This is a genomic window from Streptomyces olivochromogenes (assembly GCF_021538895.1).
GTDB lineage: Bacteria > Actinomycetota > Actinomycetes > Streptomycetales > Streptomycetaceae > Streptomyces > Streptomyces olivochromogenes_A.
Genome location: NZ_JADDRL010000092.1, coordinates 1 through 15,575 on the forward strand (window position 1 = coordinate 1; position 15,575 = coordinate 15,575).

Below are 15,575 nucleotides of genomic sequence, written 5' to 3' on the forward strand. Positions count from 1 at the left end.
CGTCCTCGGCACACTGATCGGCGTGGCGACCGTCGCGGCGCCCGCCCGGGCCGAAGTGACGGGCGTGACGGTCGTGACGGACGTGGCCGACATGACGGAGTATCCGATCACCACGACCCCCGACGGCTTCCCCGCCGGGATCACCACGGGCCCGGACGGGGCGCTGTGGTTCGCCGAGTCGGGGACCAACCGGATCGGGCGGATCACGACCGCCGGGACCGTCACCGACCACGCCACCCCGAGCGCGGACGGTGCGCCCTTCGATCTCGTCCTGGGACCGGACGACGCCCTGTGGTTCACCGAGCCGGGCGCGGCCCGCATCGGGCGGATCACCGCCTCCGGTGCCGTCGCCGAGTTCCCGTTGCCCCGGGCCGACAGCGTGCCGCTCGGCATCACGCGCGGGCCGGACGACGCGCTGTGGTTCACCGAGCAGAACGCCAACAGGATCGGCCGGATCAGCACCCGAGGGGTCATCGGCGAGTTCGTGGTTCCCACGCCCGACAGCCATCCGTACACCATCGCCGCCGGAGCGGACGGCGCCCTGTGGTTCACGGAGTTGACCAGCGGGAGGATCGGCCGGATCACCGCGTCCGGCCGGATCACCGAGTTCGCGCTGCCCGGGGACGACGACTGCCCGAGGGACATCGTCGCCGGGCCCGGAGGCATGTGGTTCACCGCGTCCGGGTCGAACTCCGTGAACCGCATCAGCGCCTCCGGCCACCTCACCCGCTTCCCGCTGCCGCATCCCGACAGCGGTCCGGACGGGATCGCCCTGGGGCCCGACGGCCGGATCTGGTTCGCCGAACAGGCAGGCCGGATCGGCCGCCTGGCGCCCGGCGAGCGGGCCGCCGACCGGATCACCGAGTTCCCGGTGCCGACCGGCGCCGACCGGGTCCCGTTCCAGATCACGACGGGCCCGGACCACGCGTTGTGGTTCACCGAAGCCGTCGGCAACGCCGTCGGCCACGTACGGGCCACGGCTCGATAACCCCTGGGCGACACCCCCTTCCGGCGCGCGGCCGCTGAACCTCCTCGACACGATCAACACCCCGCCCGCTCTTGTTATGACAGTCGTCATGAAGCACGCTGTTCCCGGGCGCCGATCGTGATCGCGCGCACGGGACAGTGCATGCCGAGGGAGCGGGAGGAAGCCGTGGGCGACAAGGCCGCGCGGGTCATGTGGGAACGGTACGAACCGGTGCACGACCTGATCTACTTCGCCCCGGAGGCGCGCGAGGCCGCGGACGGGCTGGGGATGCGCGGCTTCTGGATGGGGTACTTCGCGCTGCGCGCGGCCCCGCTCGGCGCCGTACCCGCCTCCGTCGTCACCAGTTCCTTCTACGTCTTCCACCCCGCGCGCGTGGCTCGGGCCCTGCCCGACGCCTGGCGGTACACCACTTGGGCCGAGGCCCTCGTCGCGCGGGAGCAGGCCATGGACGCCGCGACGACCCGCCTGTTCGGGGCGGACGTCATCGCCTCGCCGGAGCTGGCCGAGGCCGCCGATCTGGCATGGGAGGCGGCGACGGCCGCCAACACGGCGGGCCGGGTGCTGGCCGCCGCGAACCAGGCCCTCGACCGCCCCGAGCGGCCGCATGTGCGGCTCTGGCAGGCCCTGACCACCCTGCGGGAGCACCGGGGCGACGGACACTTCGCCGTCCTGGTGAGCCTCGGCATCGGACCGGTCGAGGCGATGGTGCTGAAGGCGGCCGCCGACGAGGGGGACGCGCGGCTGCTGCGGGAGACCCGCCGGTGGGACGAATCGGCGTGGCAGGCGGCCGAGGACGCCCTGCGCGAACTCGGCTGGCTGGACGAGGACGGCGCCCTCACACCCACCGGAGCCGCCGGACGCCGGGCCGTCGAGGCGCGCACCGACCAGGCCGCCGAACAGCCCTGGACCGCCCTCGGCACGGACGCCACCGAACGGCTCGCCGACCTGCTCGAACCCCTGGCCCGAACGGTCCGGGAATCCGGCCTGCTGCCGTCGGGCAATCCGGTCGGCCTGGCCCGCACAGCGGGGCGCTGACCGGCTGCCGTACCCCGGCGGCCCCGCCCGGTGCGGGACGGGGACGCCCGGAGCGTCGGCTACCAGATCACCGGCAACCGCTCGGGAACGCGCTTCATGAACCCGGTGCGCCACACCAGTTGCCCGGCCGGTACCGCGAGGGCGAGGTCCGGGAGGCGGTCGAGCAGGACCTCCAGGGCGATCTGGGCGTGCACGCGGCCCAGCGCGGTCGCGGGGCAGTAGTGGGCGCCGCCGCCGAAGGAGAGGTGGTCGGCGGTGTTGTCGCGGTGGACGTCGAAGCGGTGCGGGTCCGGGAACTTCTCCGGATCGAAGTTCGCGCCCTCGACCAGGACCAGGACCAGTTCGCCCTTCCTGACCTCCACGTCGCCCAGCCTGACGTCGGCGAGGGCCAGGCGCGGCAGGGCGTCCCCGATCGAGAGGTTCACCCGCAGCAGTTCCTCCACCCCCGGGCCGATCAGGTCCGGGCGGTCCCTGAGCAGGTCGCACGTCTCGGGGTGGGTGAGCAGGTGGACGAGGGCCATGGCGAGGAAGCCCGAGGTGGAGATGGTCCCGGCCCCGAACATGGTGACGCCGACCGTGGCCAGCATCTCGTCCGTGAGGTGGGCGTACTCGACATCGCCGCGCACGGCGGCGAGTTCGCCCATCAGCCCGCCGGTCGCGGGGTCGTCGAGCAGCGCCGCCATGCGGGCGATGTCCCGGTCCCAGTTGACGCGCGCCCCGGTGACGGGGCACGGCGCGTTCATGAAGGCGATGTCGAGACTGCGCAGGAACGCGGGTGCCTCGGACTGGGGTATGCCGAGGATGCGGCAGTGCATGCCCGTCGAGTACGGCTCGCAGAACGCCCCGCGCAGATCCGCCGTCGGCCCGGCCGCCACGAGCGCGTCGACCAGGCGGTGGGCCTCCTCGCGCAGCCACTGGGCCAGCCCCGGCGCCTTGGGGTTCAGCGCCTTCATCACCGCCCGGCGCAGGCCGGCGCCGGTGATGTTGCCCATGTTGTTCACGACCTCGGGCGGGATGGTGAGGGCGTACTGCCGCGGCACGCCCGGCGCGGAGGTGTCCTTGAGGGAGAACCGGTCGTCCCGCAGCACCTGTCGGCACAGCTCGTACGACGACACCAGCCAGGCCTCGTCCCCGGCGATGGTGCGGACCCGCCGCACCGGAGCCGTGAAGCGCAGTTCCTCGACCTCAGCGGGGACGCGGGTGCCGTCCCAGGAGAAGGGAAAGTCGAGCGGCCCGGGGCCCTCGGTCCGGGTGTCGGTGGCGGCGGTCATGCCGCGGCTCCTTCCATGGCGGCGGGGGTGACGATCGCGTGGCCCTGGTTGCGGGAGGCGCGCAGGCCCGCGCCCCGCGCGTACAACAGCTCGGCCATCGGCAGTAGTTGGTGGTAGCAGTTGAGCGAGGACGGCACCTCCAGGATCGCGGGGGTGTCGAGGAACAGCGGGGCCTCGGCGCACACGTACTCCAGGCACACGGAGCGCTGCCGCTGCGTCGTGGCCTCGCCCCGGGAGGACAGGAAGCGGCTCACCAGTTCCTCGCAGACGGCCCGGAAGTCGCCGTCCGATGCCAGCCGGTCCTTCAGGTGCGCGTGGATCTCCCGGTAGGAGGAGTTGGCGCGAAAACCGGACATGGGGTGCCAGCGCAGCCGGATCCCCTCCGGGTCCGCCCGAGAGACCGCGTCGCGGACCTTCGCGCGGACGCCGCGCAGGTTCTTCACCGCCTTGCGGCGCGCCTCGTCGGGGGCATAGCCGGATGCCTCGTACATCTCGGCCACGTACAGGTCGGTGTAGACGAAGTCGACCCTGTCGAAGTGGTCCAGTCCCCAGCGGGCGAGGGTGTGCAGGCGTCGGGCGGAGAAGTAGCTGTTGCCCGGGGACACACCGATCACGGCATGTGCGCCCTCGCCGAAGATGACCTCGCAGTGGGACGTGTAGGGCTGAACCTCGAAGACGTCGGCCATCAGCACGGATGCTGTGGTCAAGGGGGTTACCCTCCGCCGCGCGCTAGTCCCGACAGGGCCCTGTGCCCCGGGTGTGGCGACGCGGCGCCCTCACGCTAGCCGTACGGGACCAACACAAGTCGTAACTGATCGGGTTTGGCTGAAATTCGTCGTAGCAATGGTCGAAGTGCCCTGTAATTCAGAAGCCTTCGGGATGCCGGAGGTGAGATTGTGACGTCCGATGGCCCGTTCGGGCCGCAGGGGGAGGAAACACCACGATGAATCGCATGCGTACGTCCGCGACGGTCCTGGCCACGGCCGGGCTCGTCACCGCCGCCCAGCTGGGCCTCGCCTCAGTAGCGTCCGCGCAGACGTCGGCGCCGACGAGCTCCAACTGTCCGATCAGCCTCGTCTACCCGAGCCGCTTCTACGTCGACTCGCACGGATGGGTCACCAACGGCGGTCTCTACTTCGGGATCAAGAACAAGAGCACGACCAAGAGCTTCTCGAAGGTCACCTTCACGGTCACCGACGTGAAGAACATCCGCTTCGGCACGGCCAAGCCCACCGGCGGCAAGATCACCAAGAACACGACCAAGGTCGTGTCGGTGTACACGCTGTCGCTGAAGAAGAAGGCCAGCCTCGGCATGAAGGTGCCGACGCACCTGCTGAACACCCACACCTACAAGGTGAAGTTCACGCTGAAGGGCACCGGCTGGAACTGCGCCTCGGACCAGGGCACCTGGGGCGCCTGAGCCCCGGCCGGCCGTACGCTGGTCGCCGTGGTCAAGCGCGGCGACGCATCAGGCGAGGAGCCGGGCACCGCGGTGTCCCGGCTCACCGGTCGCCCGGTCATGGGCGACCGGGCGTTGTCCGGGAGCCTCACCGAGGTGACGCTCGACGACGGGCCGGTGGTGATCGCCAAACGCGGCGACACCCCCGGCGCCGTCCGGGCCGAGGCGGCCGGACTGCGCTGGCTGGACGCCGCCGGGGCGGTCCGGGTGCCTCAGGTGTACGGCCACGACGAGCGATGGTTGGTGATCGAGCGCGTTCCCACCGGACGCGCCGACGCCGAGACGGCGATCCGTTTCGGCCACGCACTGGCCGCCCTGCACGGCGCCGGGGCGCCGGCCTTCGGCGCCCCGCCGCCCGGCGGCCCCGAGGAGGCGTACATCGGCCTCGCCCCCATGCGTGACGTCCCCGGCACCGACTGGCCACGCTGGTACGCCGAGCACCGCGTGCTGCCGTATCTGCGCGGCGCGGTCGACAACGGCACGGTGCGCCCCGGCGAGGCGGCCGTCGTGGAGCGCGTCTGCGAGCGGTTGCCGGAGCTGGCGGGCCCCGCCGAACCGCCCGCCCGGCTGCACGGCGACCTGTGGAACGGCAATGTGCTGTGGGGCGCCGACGGCCAGGTCTGGCTCATCGACCCGGCCGCGCACGGCGGACACCGGGAGACCGACCTGGCGATGCTCCACCTCTTCGGCTGCCCCCACCTCGACCGCGTACTCGACGGCTACCGGGCGGCGGCGCCCCTGGCCGACGGCTGGGAGGAACGCGTCGGCACGCACCAGCTGTTCCCGTTGCTGGTGCACGCGGTGCTCTTCGGCCGCGGGTACGCGGAGCAGGCCCTCGCGGTCGCCCGACGGGCCCTCGCGACCTGACCGGGCGCTACTCCCCCTCGTCCGGGGTGCCCATCTGGCCGGATTTGATGTAGCGGGCCAGGTTGAGGTGGTCCCCGTGTTCCTCGCGCAGGCCCTCCGCCCACAGCACGCTCTGCGTGCCCTCGTGCTTGACCATGCCGGGGCTCACGCCGATCCGGAAGCCGCCGGGCAGCGGCTTGCCGTCGCGGTAGGGCAGGAAGTCGAGGGGGCTCGGGCCGTCGGAGGCGTACACCGCGCAATCGGAGAGGACCGCCACCGGGTACTGGCCGGTCGCCCGGGCCGTGGCGTGCATCTTGCGGTGCATGTTGACCCGCGCCTTGGAGATGACGGCGGCGCGGATGTCGGGCCGCCAGGTCGGCCGCTCCAGCGCCGGCCAGCGCTCCCCCGGACGCCAGCCGGTGCGGGCCCGCTCACGCAGCTTGCCGATGCCGCCCTTGACGGTGGCCTTGATCGCCGCGAGGACGACCGCCAGCTGCGGATCCTGGTCCTTGTGTCCGTCCATCGCGGCCAGGAAGTCGGCGGGGCTCATGCCGGTGGTGACCCCGAGGTCGGCCATGGTGGCGATGTACGCGTCTCGCAGGCGGGTGTACCAGGCGTCCAGGTACGGGCCGTGCTCGGGGCGGACGTACGCCTCCAACGGGGCGACCTCGTAGCCGAGTTCCTGCGCGTACGCCACGGTCGGCGTCGCGTACCAGGCCGGGCCGAGCGGCGCGTCGCCGTCCGGGGTGAACGGGCTCGGCAGGCGCGGATCCAGCTGGACGTGGGACAGGTCGACCAGCCAGGAGCCGGGCAGCGCCGGATCGAAGGCGGGGTTGTTCCGGTGCACCGGCGCGCCGAGGCCGACCACCGTGCGGTTGGCGGCCGCCGCGAAGGCCATGTTGACGTCGACGCCGACGAGGTACGGCCGCATGCACTCCTCGTCGGACAGCGGCCGGGCCCAGTCGTAGGCCTCCTCGCGCAGCACCTCGTCCGGGGTGCGCTGGTGGAAGCGCGGCAGGTGGGCGAGGAGCGGGTGGCCGTCGGGCGCCTCGCACGGGGCGCAGTCGACCGCCCGGGTCAGGGCGCCCGGGTTCGGCGCTGACACCCACTGGCCGTTGTCGTCCTGGACGGCGCGGGTCGGCGGGTGCAGCGCGGTCATCAGCTCCAGGCCGGTGACGGCGGTGGAGCCGCGCGGGGTGAGGACGCGGGTGGCGTACGTGCCGAGAACGCGGGCGAGTTCGACGGGCAGCAGCGCGGCGGCGTCGCCCCAGTGCCGGGCGTCGAGGGCGTGCCAGGACGGCAGGCAGAGCTGGACGCAGTTGCGCTGGGCGCCCTGCGCGGGCCGGTAGATCCGCGCCCAGGGGCCGAAGCCGCGCTTGGTGAGCTGCCAGTCGGCCTTCTTCAACTGCCGGACCACCTTGTGGGAGTCCGGGATACGGCCCGCCAGGCGCTCCTCGTCGCTGAGCGAGGCGGGCAGCCCGTACCGTTCGCACGCCGCCGCGGTCAGCACGACGAGCGGGTCGGCGTCCTTGCCCGACCGGTGCAGACGGGCCTGCCCCAGCCTCGCCTCCGCCAGCGTCCACTCCACCAGCGCCGGAAGCGACTTGGCCGGGACGTCGAGCACCAGGCCGCCGACGCAGTAGGCGCTGACCTCTCCGTCGACGGCGTCGACGACGGCGAGCGGGCCGTGGGCGAAGCGGGGGTCGACGGCGTCGCCCTGCGCGGAGGCGGCAGCGGCGCGGGGGGACTTGGCCGGGGGGCGGGTCGCACCGGTTACGCCCCGTGACGATGTGGACGCGGTCCGGGGCGAGTTGGGCGCGCTCTTCCGTGCCACAGCGGGTCGGCCACCGCCCGCACCCGGGACTTGCTCCGCAGCGGGCCGCTGCTCCCTCTCCTGCTTCTGCCCCTGCCCCTGGTCCTGGGCCACCGAAGCGGCGGGCGCTCCCGGGTAGCGATGGGCGAGGCCGTCGAGAAGCCTGCGGTAGGCCTCCAGCCGTTCGCCCTTCGGCTCGGCGCGGCCCGCCTCCCAGGCCTGGATGCTGGGCACGCGTACGCCGAGGGCCTGGGCCACGGCGGCCTGGGTCAGCCCGGCGGCCTCGCGCAGCCGTACCCGCTCGGCGGGGGCGGGCAGCACGGTGCCGCCGTCGACGGCGGCGAGCAGCGAGTCGACGGCCGCGAACAGCTCGTCGGGCTGGTCGGTCATTTCCACATCCGTCTTTCTACCGGACGCCCTGGCGGATCTCTTCGAGCCGGGTCGTCAACCGCTGGTGGCGCTGCGAGGCCGCCTGGGAGGAATTCAGGCCCTGGTGCCCGGCGATCTGCCGCCAGTCCATACCGCGCCGCCGGGCCTCCATCACCACCTGGCTCTCCAGGCGGTCCAGTTGGTGCCGCAGTTCCTCGAAAAGGCTGAGGGCGGCGCCGACGTCGTCCACGGTCACGTCCGCCGCCGGTTCGCCGTCGCCCCGCGGGTCGCGAGCGGCGGCCGCCAGCAGCCGCCCGAGCAGCGCCGCGTCCCGTGCGAGGAGGTGCGCCGGAGCGGTCCCGTCGGCGGACGACGGCGCCAGCGCGGACAGCCGGTGGCGGGCGTCGGCGTGAACGTCGACCGGGGCGTCATGTGCCATGCGGGCATGCTATCCCAGCCGAACAACGGAACAACGTTTCGTTTATTCCTTAAACCAGGCTTAATTCCCGCCGGGATTACTCAGAGTAAGGAAACCAACCACCCGTTCGATTCGTATAAGTAGATGAAAGCTTTGAACAGGGAGAGACCATGCAGCCGTTCACGCTCAACTACGCACGCCCCGCTGTGCAGTTGGAAGTCATCAGTCCGTACGCGTACGACTCCGGACTGCAGTTGAACGTGTTCCCCGATGGCCGGATCGCAGCCACCGATCACGCAACGCTCCGAGCGCTGGGGACCACGACCTCCACGGCGGGTTCCAAGACGCACTTCGACGACTGATCGCGGGCACCGACGATGACCGTGCTCATCCTGACCTCCGACGAGGACGTGACGGCGGACATGGTGGTCCTCCGGCTCCACGAGACCGGCGCGCCCGTCGTCCGGCTCGACCCCGCCGACCTCACCAGCGGGGTCGCCCTCTCGGGCGAGTACATCCAGGGCGTCTACCGCGGACATGTGTCCGTCGGGGGCCGCCTGGTGAGCGTGAACGGACTGCGCTCCATCTGGGTGCGCAGACCCGGAGTCGCGGCCGCCCGGGCCGCCCAGCCGACCACCTGGCTGACGGAGGAGTCCTCCCAGGCGCTGTACGGCATGCTGCGCGGCACCGACGCGCGCTGGATGAACCACCCCGACGCCGCCCGCCGGGCCCGCCACAAGCCCTGGCAGCTGCGGCTGGCCCAGCGCAGCGGGCTGCCCGTGCCGGCGACGTTGATCACGACGTTCCCGCAGGCCGCCCGGGAGTTCGCGGAACGCTTCCCGGACCTGGTGGTCAAGCCGGTGTCCGGCGCGCATCCGCAGGAGCCGCCGCGGGCGGTGCCGACCAGCCGGGTGGCGCCGGACACCGACTTCGCGGCCGTCGCCTTCGGCCCGACGCTGCTGCAGCGGCGGGTCGCCAAGCGGGCCGACATCCGCCTGACCGCCGTGGGCGACCGGTTGCTGGCCGCGCGCAAGGCGGTCGCCCCGGACGCCGATCCGAACGACGTGGACGTCCGTTTCGCCCCGTCCACCTCCACCTGGGCACCCGTGGACGTGCCCCCGCGCGTCGGGGCCGCCGTGCTCACCTATCTGAAGGAAGCGGAACTCGCCTACGGCGCCTTCGACTTCGCGGAGGACGGCGACGGGATCTGGTGGTTCCTGGAGTGCAACCAGTCGGGTCAGTTCGGCTTCGTCGAGATGGACACCGAGCAGCCGATCGCGCATTCCATAGCCGAGTGGCTGGCGCACGGCGCCGAACCGGGTAGGACGTACGTCAACGGCGCCAGGAGGGCGACTTCTTGACGACCATCACGGAGGACGGCGGCATGCGCATCGGGCTGCTCGGCACGGGGCCGTGGGCGCAGGCTGCGTACGCCCCCGCGCTGAGCAAGCACGGCGACCTGCGCTTCGCGGGGGTGTGGGGCCGCCGGCCGGACGCCGCCGCGGCCCTGGCGGAGCGGTACGGCACGCGGGCGTACGACGACGTGGACGCCCTGCTCGACGAGGTCGACGCGGTGGCCGTGGCGCTGCCTCCGTCCGTCCAGGCGGACCTCGCGGTGCGCGCGGCCCGCGCGGGCTGTCATCTGCTGCTGGACAAACCGCTCGCCCTGAGCGCGGCCGACGCCCGGGCCGTGGTCGACGCGACCGACCGGGCCGGGGTGGCCTCGGTGGTGTTCTTCACCACACGCTTCCAGGCGGAGCCGCAGGCCTGGATCGCCGAGCAGGCCGCCACGGCGGGCTGGTTCACCGCGCGGGCCGAGTGGCTCGGCGCCGTCTTCACCGGCGACAGCCCCTTCGCCGCCTCGCCCTGGCGCAGGGCGAAGGGAGCGCTGTGGGACGTGGGCCCGCACGCCCTGTCCGTCCTGCTGCCGGTCCTCGGGGACGTCCGGGGCGTGACGGCGGCGGCCCACGGTCCCGGGGACACCGTCCATCTGGTCCTCGACCACGTCACCGACGCGTCGAGCTCCGTGACGCTGAGCCTCACCGCCCCGCCCGCCGCGGCGGGGGCCGCCGTCGAACTCCGGGGAGAGGCCGGGGTGACCCTGTTGCCGGGCAGCTCCGAGGGAGCGGTCCCGGCCCTCGCCCGGGCGGCCGACGCCCTCCTGACGGCCGCCCGCACGCGCCGCCCGCACTCCTGCGACGCGGCGTTCGGCCTCCGCGTCACCGAGATCCTCGCGGCGGCGGAAGATCGACTGACCACGGACGCGGGGTCCGGGCGTAGCGTAGGGATGTGAGTTCGGCGCGCGACCGCAGGTCGCGCAGGTACCCGGAGGAACGCGGCTGGCTGCGTGGCGCACCACCGCCGTGGTGGGTGCGCGCGCTGCCCATCGTCCTGCTGGCGGGCGTCACCACGGCCACGCTGATCAGTCCCAGCCAGGTGGACATCGGGTTCCTGCTGGGCGCGATCCCGCCGCTGGCCGTGCTGTCGTACGGCCCCGTGGCCACCGCGCTGCTCGGCGTGCTGGTCATCGCGGTGCTGCACATCCCCGCCACGCACCTGAACCGCCCCGGCGACACGGATCTGCTGACCATCGCCTTCGTCGCCGTACTGAGCGTGTTCGTCTCCTACGTCCGCAGTCACCGGGACGCCCAGCTGAACACGGAGCGGACGGTCGCCGAGGCCGTGCAGCGGGCCGTGGTGCCGAAGCTTCCGGCACGGGTCGGGCCGATCGGCTGCTCAGGGCTCTACCGGACCGCCCAGCACGGGACGCTGGTCGGCGGGGACTTCTTCGACGTGCGGGAGGGGCCGTACGGCGTCCGGGCGGTGATGGGCGACGTGCAGGGGCACGGACTGGCGGCCGTCTCGACGGTGGTGTCGCTGCTGGGTGCCTTCCGGGAGGCGGTGCTGGACCAGCCGGACCTGGAGGGGGTCGCGGGCCGCATGGACCGGAGGCTGACGGTCGACTCGGCGGGCCGGCCGCACGCCGAGCTGTTCGCCACGGCCGTGGTGCTGGAGTTCTCCGCCGACGCCCGCACGGTGCGGATCGTGGCGAGCGGCCATCCGGCTCCCGTGCTGCTGCACGACGGGCAGGCCCGCGAGATCACGGTCTCGGCCGGCACCCCGCTCGGGCTCGGCATCGCCGGGATCGACCGCCCCAAGGAGGTCTCGGTGGCGCTGGAGCCCGGCGACCGGCTGTTCCTGGCCTCCGACGGCGTGTGGGAGGGCCGGGACGCCTCCGGCGCCTTCTATCCGCTGACGCGGCGGCTGACCGAGTTCTCCACCGCGGACCCGGCCGAGCTGACCGTCCTGATCTGGGAGGATCTGCTGCGGCACTGCGGCGGCGACGTCAGCGACGACGCCACCATGCTCGTCCTCACCACGTCACCGACCCGCACGCCGTAGCTCAGCCCACGTCCCACAGGAACCGGTGGGTGTGGATGGCGAAGTACGGGAACGACTGCACCTCGCGTACGCCCTCGATCTGCCGCACCACGTCGTTGACGAAGTCCAGCAGGTCCTTCGGGCCGGGGGTGACCACCTCGGCGAACAGGTCGAAGCCGCCCGAGGTGAGCACCGAGTAGACGACCTCCGGGCGGTCGGCGAGCGCGTCGGCGACGGCGCGCGGATCGCCGTCCACGCCGATGCCGAGCAGCGCCATGGCCTGTCCGCCCATCGCCATCGGGTCGGTGACGCCGACGACCTGGACGGCCTTGGTGTCCAGCAGCCGCTGGAGCCGCTGCCGGGCCGCCGACGCGGACAGACCGACCTTCGGACCGAGATCGGCGTACGCGACGCGCCCGTCGGTCTGCAGTTCACGCAGGATGGCCCGGTCGATCTCGTCCACGGTCCTCGTACTTCCCTTCCGGCCGGCTAGGTCCTGTCGTCAAACTCGCGTCGTCCGCCCGAAGGGCGGGCCTCGCGGCGTCATGGGGGTCCCCCCTGCTCGAGCGGAGCCGAGAGCTTGGGGGAGCGTGCTCTGGGGGTCCCCCCGGCCGAAGGCTGGGGGAGTGCCGGGCCTCGGCCCTCGTACTGGACGTACTGGGGTCGGGGCCCGGTGCGGCGAGTGGGGGTCCCCCCTGCTCGAAGAGCTTGGGGGAGCGTGCATGGCGTCGCGGGGCAGACGGGAGTTTGACGACAGGGCCTAGGGGTCACCCTATCGGCGGGTCTCAGCCGGTCAGCTCGGCCAGGGCGGCGGCGAACAGGGCCGTGTGGGTGTCCACGTCCGCCTCGGTCGTGTCGGGGCACATGAGCGCCATGTTGTGGAACGGGGTCAGCAGGATGCCCCGGTTCGCGAGATACAGGTGGAGGAAGTCCTCCAGCTCGGTGTCGCCGGCCGCCTCGGACTCGGTGCCGGTGCGCGGTGCCGGGTCGGCGAAGCGGTACTCGGTGCGGGCGCCGAGGCGGCTGACCGACCAGGGCAGCGCGTGTGCCGCGATGCCCGCGCGGACGCCGGCCTCGAAGCGCTCGGACAGCTTGGCCATGTGGGCGAAGGCCTCGTCGGTGAGCACGTGCTCCAGGGTGGCCCGCATCGCCGCGACGGAGAGCGCGTTGCCCGCCAGGGTGCCGCCGACTCCGCCCATGTCCACCAGGTCCAGGTCGTCGCGGGCGAGCAGCCGCTCGGCGAGGTCGGCGGCCAGGCCGTAGGCGCCGGCCGGGATGCCGCCGCCGATGGCCTTGCCGATGGTCAGCAGGTCGGGCTCCAGGTCCCAGGCGGCGGTGCAGCCGCCCGGCCCGGCGGAGAAGGTGTGCGTCTCGTCGTTGATCAGCAGCGTGCCGTACTGCCGGGTCAGCTCCCGCACGCCGGCCAGGTATCCGGGTTCGGGCAGGACGATGCCGATGTTGGTGAGCGCGGGTTCCATCAGGACGGCGGCCACGTCGCCGTGGGCCAGCTCGCGCTCCAGCTGTGCCAGGTCGTTGAACTCGGCGACCCGGCTGGTCAGCGTGACGTCACAGGGGGCGCCGACGTTTCCGGGGCGGGCGGTGCCATGGCCGTCCGGGCCGACGACGATCAGCGACTCGTCGACGCTGCCGTGGTAGCTGTAGCTGTTCACGAGGATCTTGGAACGGCCGGTGACGGCCCGGGCGAGGCGGATCGCCCAGCGGTTGGCGTCGGTCGCGGTCAGCGAGAAGCTCCAGCGCGCGAGCCCGAAGCGGCGGGTCAGCTCCGCGCCGACCCACTCGGCGTCCTCGGTGGGGAGCATCGCGGTGGCCCCGCCCAGCTCGGCGAACCTGCGGTGCACCGCCTCCGCCACCACGGCGGGCGAGTGACCGGCCATGGCCCCGGTGTCACCGAGGCAGAAGTCGACGTACTCGTGCCCGTCGATGTCGGTGACGCGGGCGCCGCGGGCGGTGGCGAGGTAGCGGGGGAACGCGCCGGCGGTCTTGTTCATCCAGGTCATCGGCACCCGGCCGAAGAGGTGGTCGGCGCGGCCGTAGGCCTCTTTCGAGCGCGGGTTGCGACGCTCGGCCTCGGCGCTCTCGCGGGCCAGGAGCTGGTGCAGGCGGGTGCGGTGCATGGAGTACCCCAGTGGCGACGGCAACGGAACATTCGGAGCGTACGGCCGAAACAGCGGGTACTGCAAGACTCGACGAACGAATCGATCGTGATCACGATCGATTCAAGCGTTCCGCTTCGTCGAGTGGATGCGGCGACCGGCGCCCCCTTGGCGCACTCGCGCTCGGGGCTCGAACGACCGGACTGAAACGCCAGGCCGCGCCACCCCTTCCGCCAGGTAGAAATATCTACCAGCATGCATATGCCGGGTTGGCGTGCAGTCGCACCAAGTGCCCGGTGCGGATGCTCCCTGCGGCCGTGGCAGGCGAGCGGTGATCACCCGGAGCAGGGGATGACGAACACGATGTGGATGCAGGGCGTCGAATGGCTCGCCGCGGCCGCGGCAAACCCTCGGGCGTGCAAGTGGCAGTGGGACCACGGGGAGGGCATCGCGCTGCTTGAGGCGGGTCGCTTCTGGGACGTGCTCAGCGTTCCCGACCGGCTCGGCCTGCTCACGCTGGACCTGCTGTGGCGGCCGACGCTGCCGGTGCCCGGACCCACGCTGGTGGACACCGCCGCGCACAGAGTCGGCTTCTTCCTGCCACCCGATCCGTCCGGGCAGTGGGTCGGGGCGGGGCTGCGCTACGCGAGCAAGGGATCGTGGGTGGCCGTGCCGCCGCCGTACCGCTCCGCCCGGGCCCTGGAGTGGCTGATCCCGCCCGACGGCACCGGCTCGCTGCACGTGCCCGGCACCCTGGAACAGGCGCTGCGCCAGGCCAACGGCACCCTGACGGTGCTCACCCCGATGTCCGAGAAGTAGCGTCGGGGGCACCCGCCGGTCCGGCAGCGTCCGGACGGCGGGCGCCCCCGCGGTTCAGCAGATCCTCGGCAGCTGCTCCCCCAGCGGCATGTCGACCACCCGGGTGCCGCCCAGGCCGGTGCGGGCCACCACCATCCCGGGGTGCGCCTCGACCGCCTCACCGATGATCACGGCCTGCGCGCCCAGTGGATGCGCCCGCATCGCCGCCAGTACGGCGTCGGCGTGCTCGCGCGGCACGAAGGCCACCAGCTTGCCCTCGTTGGCGACGTAGAAGGGGTCGAGGCCGAGCACCGCGCAGGCATTGGCCACGGCCGGCGGTACCGGGACGTCCCGCTCGGTGAGGACGACACCGGCGCCGGACGCGGCCGCGATCTCGTTGAGCGAGGCCGCGAGGCCGCCCCGGGTGGGGTCGCGCAGCACGTGGAGATCCGGTGTGACCGCGAGCATGGCCTCGACGAGGCCGCCGAGGGCGGCGCAGTCGCTCTCGATCTCGACCCCGAACTCCAGGCCCTCGCGCACGCTCATGATGGCCACCCCGTGCACCCCGACCGGCCCGCTGACGATCACGACGTCGCCGGGTACGACGCGCTGCGGGCGCAGGTCGACGCCCTCCGGGATCAGGCCGATGCCCGCGGTGTTGAGGTAGATGCCGTCGCCGCGGCCGGACTCCACCACCTTGGTGTCGCCCGTCGCCACCTCCACACCCGCGGCCCGCGCGGCCGCGCCGAGCGCCTCGGCGACCCGGGACACGGTCTCCAGCTCCACGCCCTCCTCCAGGATGAATCCGCAGGAGAGGTAGGCCGCCCGGGCGCCGCTCATGGCGAGGTCGTTGACGGTGCCGTTCACGGCGAGGTCGCCGATGCTGCCGCCGGGGAAGAACAGCGGCCGCACCACGAAGGAGTCGGTGGAGAAGGCCAGCCGGGCACCGCCGAGCGTGAGCGCGGCGGAGTCACCGAACTGGGCGAGCGTCTCACCCCCGAAGGCGGGCGCGAAGACGTGCTGGACCAATTCGGCGGAGAGCGTGCCGCCCCCGCCGTGGCCCATGACGATCCGGGGCTGGTC

The 15,575-nt window shown here is 72.8% G+C and carries 16 protein-coding genes; 9 read left to right on the forward strand and 7 right to left on the reverse strand.

Annotated elements, in window-relative coordinates:
* A partial coding sequence (locus tag IPZ69_RS34225) for a Vgb family protein (protein WP_308407574.1) occupies positions 1–988 on the forward strand: 988 nt, incomplete at its 5' end.
* Positions 989–1,129: 141 nt separating this feature from the next.
* Positions 1,130–2,023 (forward strand): SCO6745 family protein, encoded by an 894-nt coding sequence (locus tag IPZ69_RS34230; protein ID WP_235458570.1) that lies wholly within the window; start codon positions 1,130–1,132, stop codon positions 2,021–2,023.
* A gap of 59 nt (positions 2,024–2,082) precedes the next feature.
* On the opposite strand, the gene IPZ69_RS34235 is transcribed toward IPZ69_RS34230, so the two are convergent.
* Together IPZ69_RS34235 and IPZ69_RS34240 are read right to left on the reverse strand one after the other, a co-directional pair.
* The gene (locus tag IPZ69_RS34235) at positions 2,083–3,294 is read right to left on the reverse strand and encodes a cytochrome P450 (RefSeq protein ID WP_235458571.1); all 1,212 of its coding nucleotides are present in this window, start codon (positions 3,292–3,294) and stop codon (positions 2,083–2,085) included.
* The gene (locus IPZ69_RS34240; RefSeq protein WP_235458572.1) at positions 3,291–4,001 is read right to left on the reverse strand and encodes a tRNA-dependent cyclodipeptide synthase; all 711 of its coding nucleotides are present in this window, start codon (positions 3,999–4,001) and stop codon (positions 3,291–3,293) included. The genes IPZ69_RS34235 and IPZ69_RS34240 overlap by 4 nt, the downstream gene beginning before the upstream one ends.
* Before the next feature lie 245 nt (positions 4,002–4,246).
* Here IPZ69_RS34240 and IPZ69_RS34245 point away from each other — a divergent pair, with 245 nt between their 5' ends.
* Positions 4,247–4,714, forward strand: coding sequence for a hypothetical protein (locus IPZ69_RS34245; RefSeq protein ID WP_235458573.1), 468 nt, complete (start codon positions 4,247–4,249; stop codon positions 4,712–4,714).
* A 99-nt stretch (positions 4,715–4,813) separates the two neighbouring features.
* Complete coding sequence (locus IPZ69_RS34250; protein WP_235458603.1) at positions 4,814–5,620, forward strand: fructosamine kinase family protein; 807 nt, start codon at positions 4,814–4,816, stop codon at positions 5,618–5,620.
* A gap of 7 nt (positions 5,621–5,627) precedes the next feature.
* Here the strand turns inward: IPZ69_RS34250 and tap are convergent, their stop codons facing one another.
* Both tap and IPZ69_RS34260 read right to left on the reverse strand, forming a co-directional pair.
* Complete coding sequence (tap, locus tag IPZ69_RS34255; RefSeq protein WP_235458574.1) at positions 5,628–7,802, reverse strand: telomere-associated protein Tap; 2,175 nt, start codon at positions 7,800–7,802, stop codon at positions 5,628–5,630.
* Positions 7,803–7,818: 16 nt separating this feature from the next.
* Entirely contained in the window at positions 7,819–8,220 is a 402-nt protein-coding gene (locus tag IPZ69_RS34260; protein WP_235458575.1) for a hypothetical protein, read from the reverse strand.
* A 149-nt stretch (positions 8,221–8,369) separates the two neighbouring features.
* Here IPZ69_RS34260 and tgmA point away from each other — a divergent pair, with 149 nt between their 5' ends.
* Genes tgmA through IPZ69_RS34280 form a run of 4 tightly spaced genes read left to right on the forward strand, consistent with a single transcriptional unit; the run spans position 8,370 to position 11,601 of the window.
* On the forward strand, positions 8,370–8,561 hold the full coding sequence (tgmA, locus tag IPZ69_RS34265; RefSeq protein ID WP_235458576.1) for a putative ATP-grasp-modified RiPP: 192 nt from the start codon (positions 8,370–8,372) through the stop codon (positions 8,559–8,561).
* 15 nt (positions 8,562–8,576) lie between these two features.
* Positions 8,577–9,560 (forward strand): ATP-grasp ribosomal peptide maturase, encoded by a 984-nt coding sequence (gene tgmB / locus IPZ69_RS34270; protein ID WP_235458577.1) that lies wholly within the window; start codon positions 8,577–8,579, stop codon positions 9,558–9,560.
* A 23-nt stretch (positions 9,561–9,583) separates the two neighbouring features.
* Complete coding sequence (locus IPZ69_RS34275; protein ID WP_235458604.1) at positions 9,584–10,492, forward strand: Gfo/Idh/MocA family protein; 909 nt, start codon at positions 9,584–9,586, stop codon at positions 10,490–10,492.
* Entirely contained in the window at positions 10,489–11,601 is a 1,113-nt protein-coding gene (locus IPZ69_RS34280; protein WP_235458578.1) for a PP2C family protein-serine/threonine phosphatase, read from the forward strand. The genes IPZ69_RS34275 and IPZ69_RS34280 overlap by 4 nt, the downstream gene beginning before the upstream one ends.
* Before the next feature lies 1 nt (position 11,602).
* Here IPZ69_RS34280 and IPZ69_RS34285 read toward each other — a convergent pair whose 3' ends face one another.
* Positions 11,603–12,043 (reverse strand): Lrp/AsnC family transcriptional regulator, encoded by a 441-nt coding sequence (locus IPZ69_RS34285; protein ID WP_235458579.1) that lies wholly within the window; start codon positions 12,041–12,043, stop codon positions 11,603–11,605.
* Between the two features lie 322 nt (positions 12,044–12,365).
* Positions 12,366–13,715 (reverse strand): transaminase, encoded by a 1,350-nt coding sequence (locus IPZ69_RS34290; RefSeq protein ID WP_235458580.1) that lies wholly within the window; start codon positions 13,713–13,715, stop codon positions 12,366–12,368.
* 330 nt (positions 13,716–14,045) lie between these two features.
* On the opposite strand from IPZ69_RS34290, the gene IPZ69_RS34295 reads away from it, so the two are divergent.
* Positions 14,046–14,513, forward strand: a complete 468-nt coding sequence (locus IPZ69_RS34295; protein WP_235458581.1) for a hypothetical protein — start codon at positions 14,046–14,048, stop codon at positions 14,511–14,513.
* A 54-nt stretch (positions 14,514–14,567) separates the two neighbouring features.
* Here IPZ69_RS34295 and hypE read toward each other — a convergent pair whose 3' ends face one another.
* Positions 14,568–15,557, reverse strand: coding sequence for a hydrogenase expression/formation protein HypE (gene hypE, locus IPZ69_RS34300; RefSeq protein ID WP_235458605.1), 990 nt, complete (start codon positions 15,555–15,557; stop codon positions 14,568–14,570).
* Positions 15,558–15,575 lie beyond the last annotated feature (18 nt).

Coding starts and splice junctions, on each gene's coding strand:
- IPZ69_RS34290 (WP_235458580.1), bottom strand. CDS start 13,715: ATGCACCGCACCCGCCTGCACCAGCTCCTGGCCCGCGAGAGCGCCGAG.
- IPZ69_RS34250 (WP_235458603.1), top strand. CDS start 4,814: ATGGGCGACCGGGCGTTGTCCGGGAGCCTCACCGAGGTGACGCTCGAC.
- IPZ69_RS34235 (WP_235458571.1), bottom strand. CDS start 3,294: ATGACCGCCGCCACCGACACCCGGACCGAGGGCCCCGGGCCGCTCGAC.
- tgmA (WP_235458576.1), top strand. CDS start 8,370: ATGCAGCCGTTCACGCTCAACTACGCACGCCCCGCTGTGCAGTTGGAA.
- IPZ69_RS34230 (WP_235458570.1), top strand. CDS start 1,130: ATGCCGAGGGAGCGGGAGGAAGCCGTGGGCGACAAGGCCGCGCGGGTC.
- tgmB (WP_235458577.1), top strand. CDS start 8,577: ATGACCGTGCTCATCCTGACCTCCGACGAGGACGTGACGGCGGACATG.
- IPZ69_RS34275 (WP_235458604.1), top strand. CDS start 9,584: ATGCGCATCGGGCTGCTCGGCACGGGGCCGTGGGCGCAGGCTGCGTAC.
- IPZ69_RS34245 (WP_235458573.1), top strand. CDS start 4,247: ATGCGTACGTCCGCGACGGTCCTGGCCACGGCCGGGCTCGTCACCGCC.
- hypE (WP_235458605.1), bottom strand. CDS start 15,557: ATGGGCCACGGCGGGGGCGGCACGCTCTCCGCCGAATTGGTCCAGCAC.
- tap (WP_235458574.1), bottom strand. CDS start 7,802: ATGACCGACCAGCCCGACGAGCTGTTCGCGGCCGTCGACTCGCTGCTC.
- IPZ69_RS34260 (WP_235458575.1), bottom strand. CDS start 8,220: ATGGCACATGACGCCCCGGTCGACGTTCACGCCGACGCCCGCCACCGG.
- IPZ69_RS34295 (WP_235458581.1), top strand. CDS start 14,046: ATGACGAACACGATGTGGATGCAGGGCGTCGAATGGCTCGCCGCGGCC.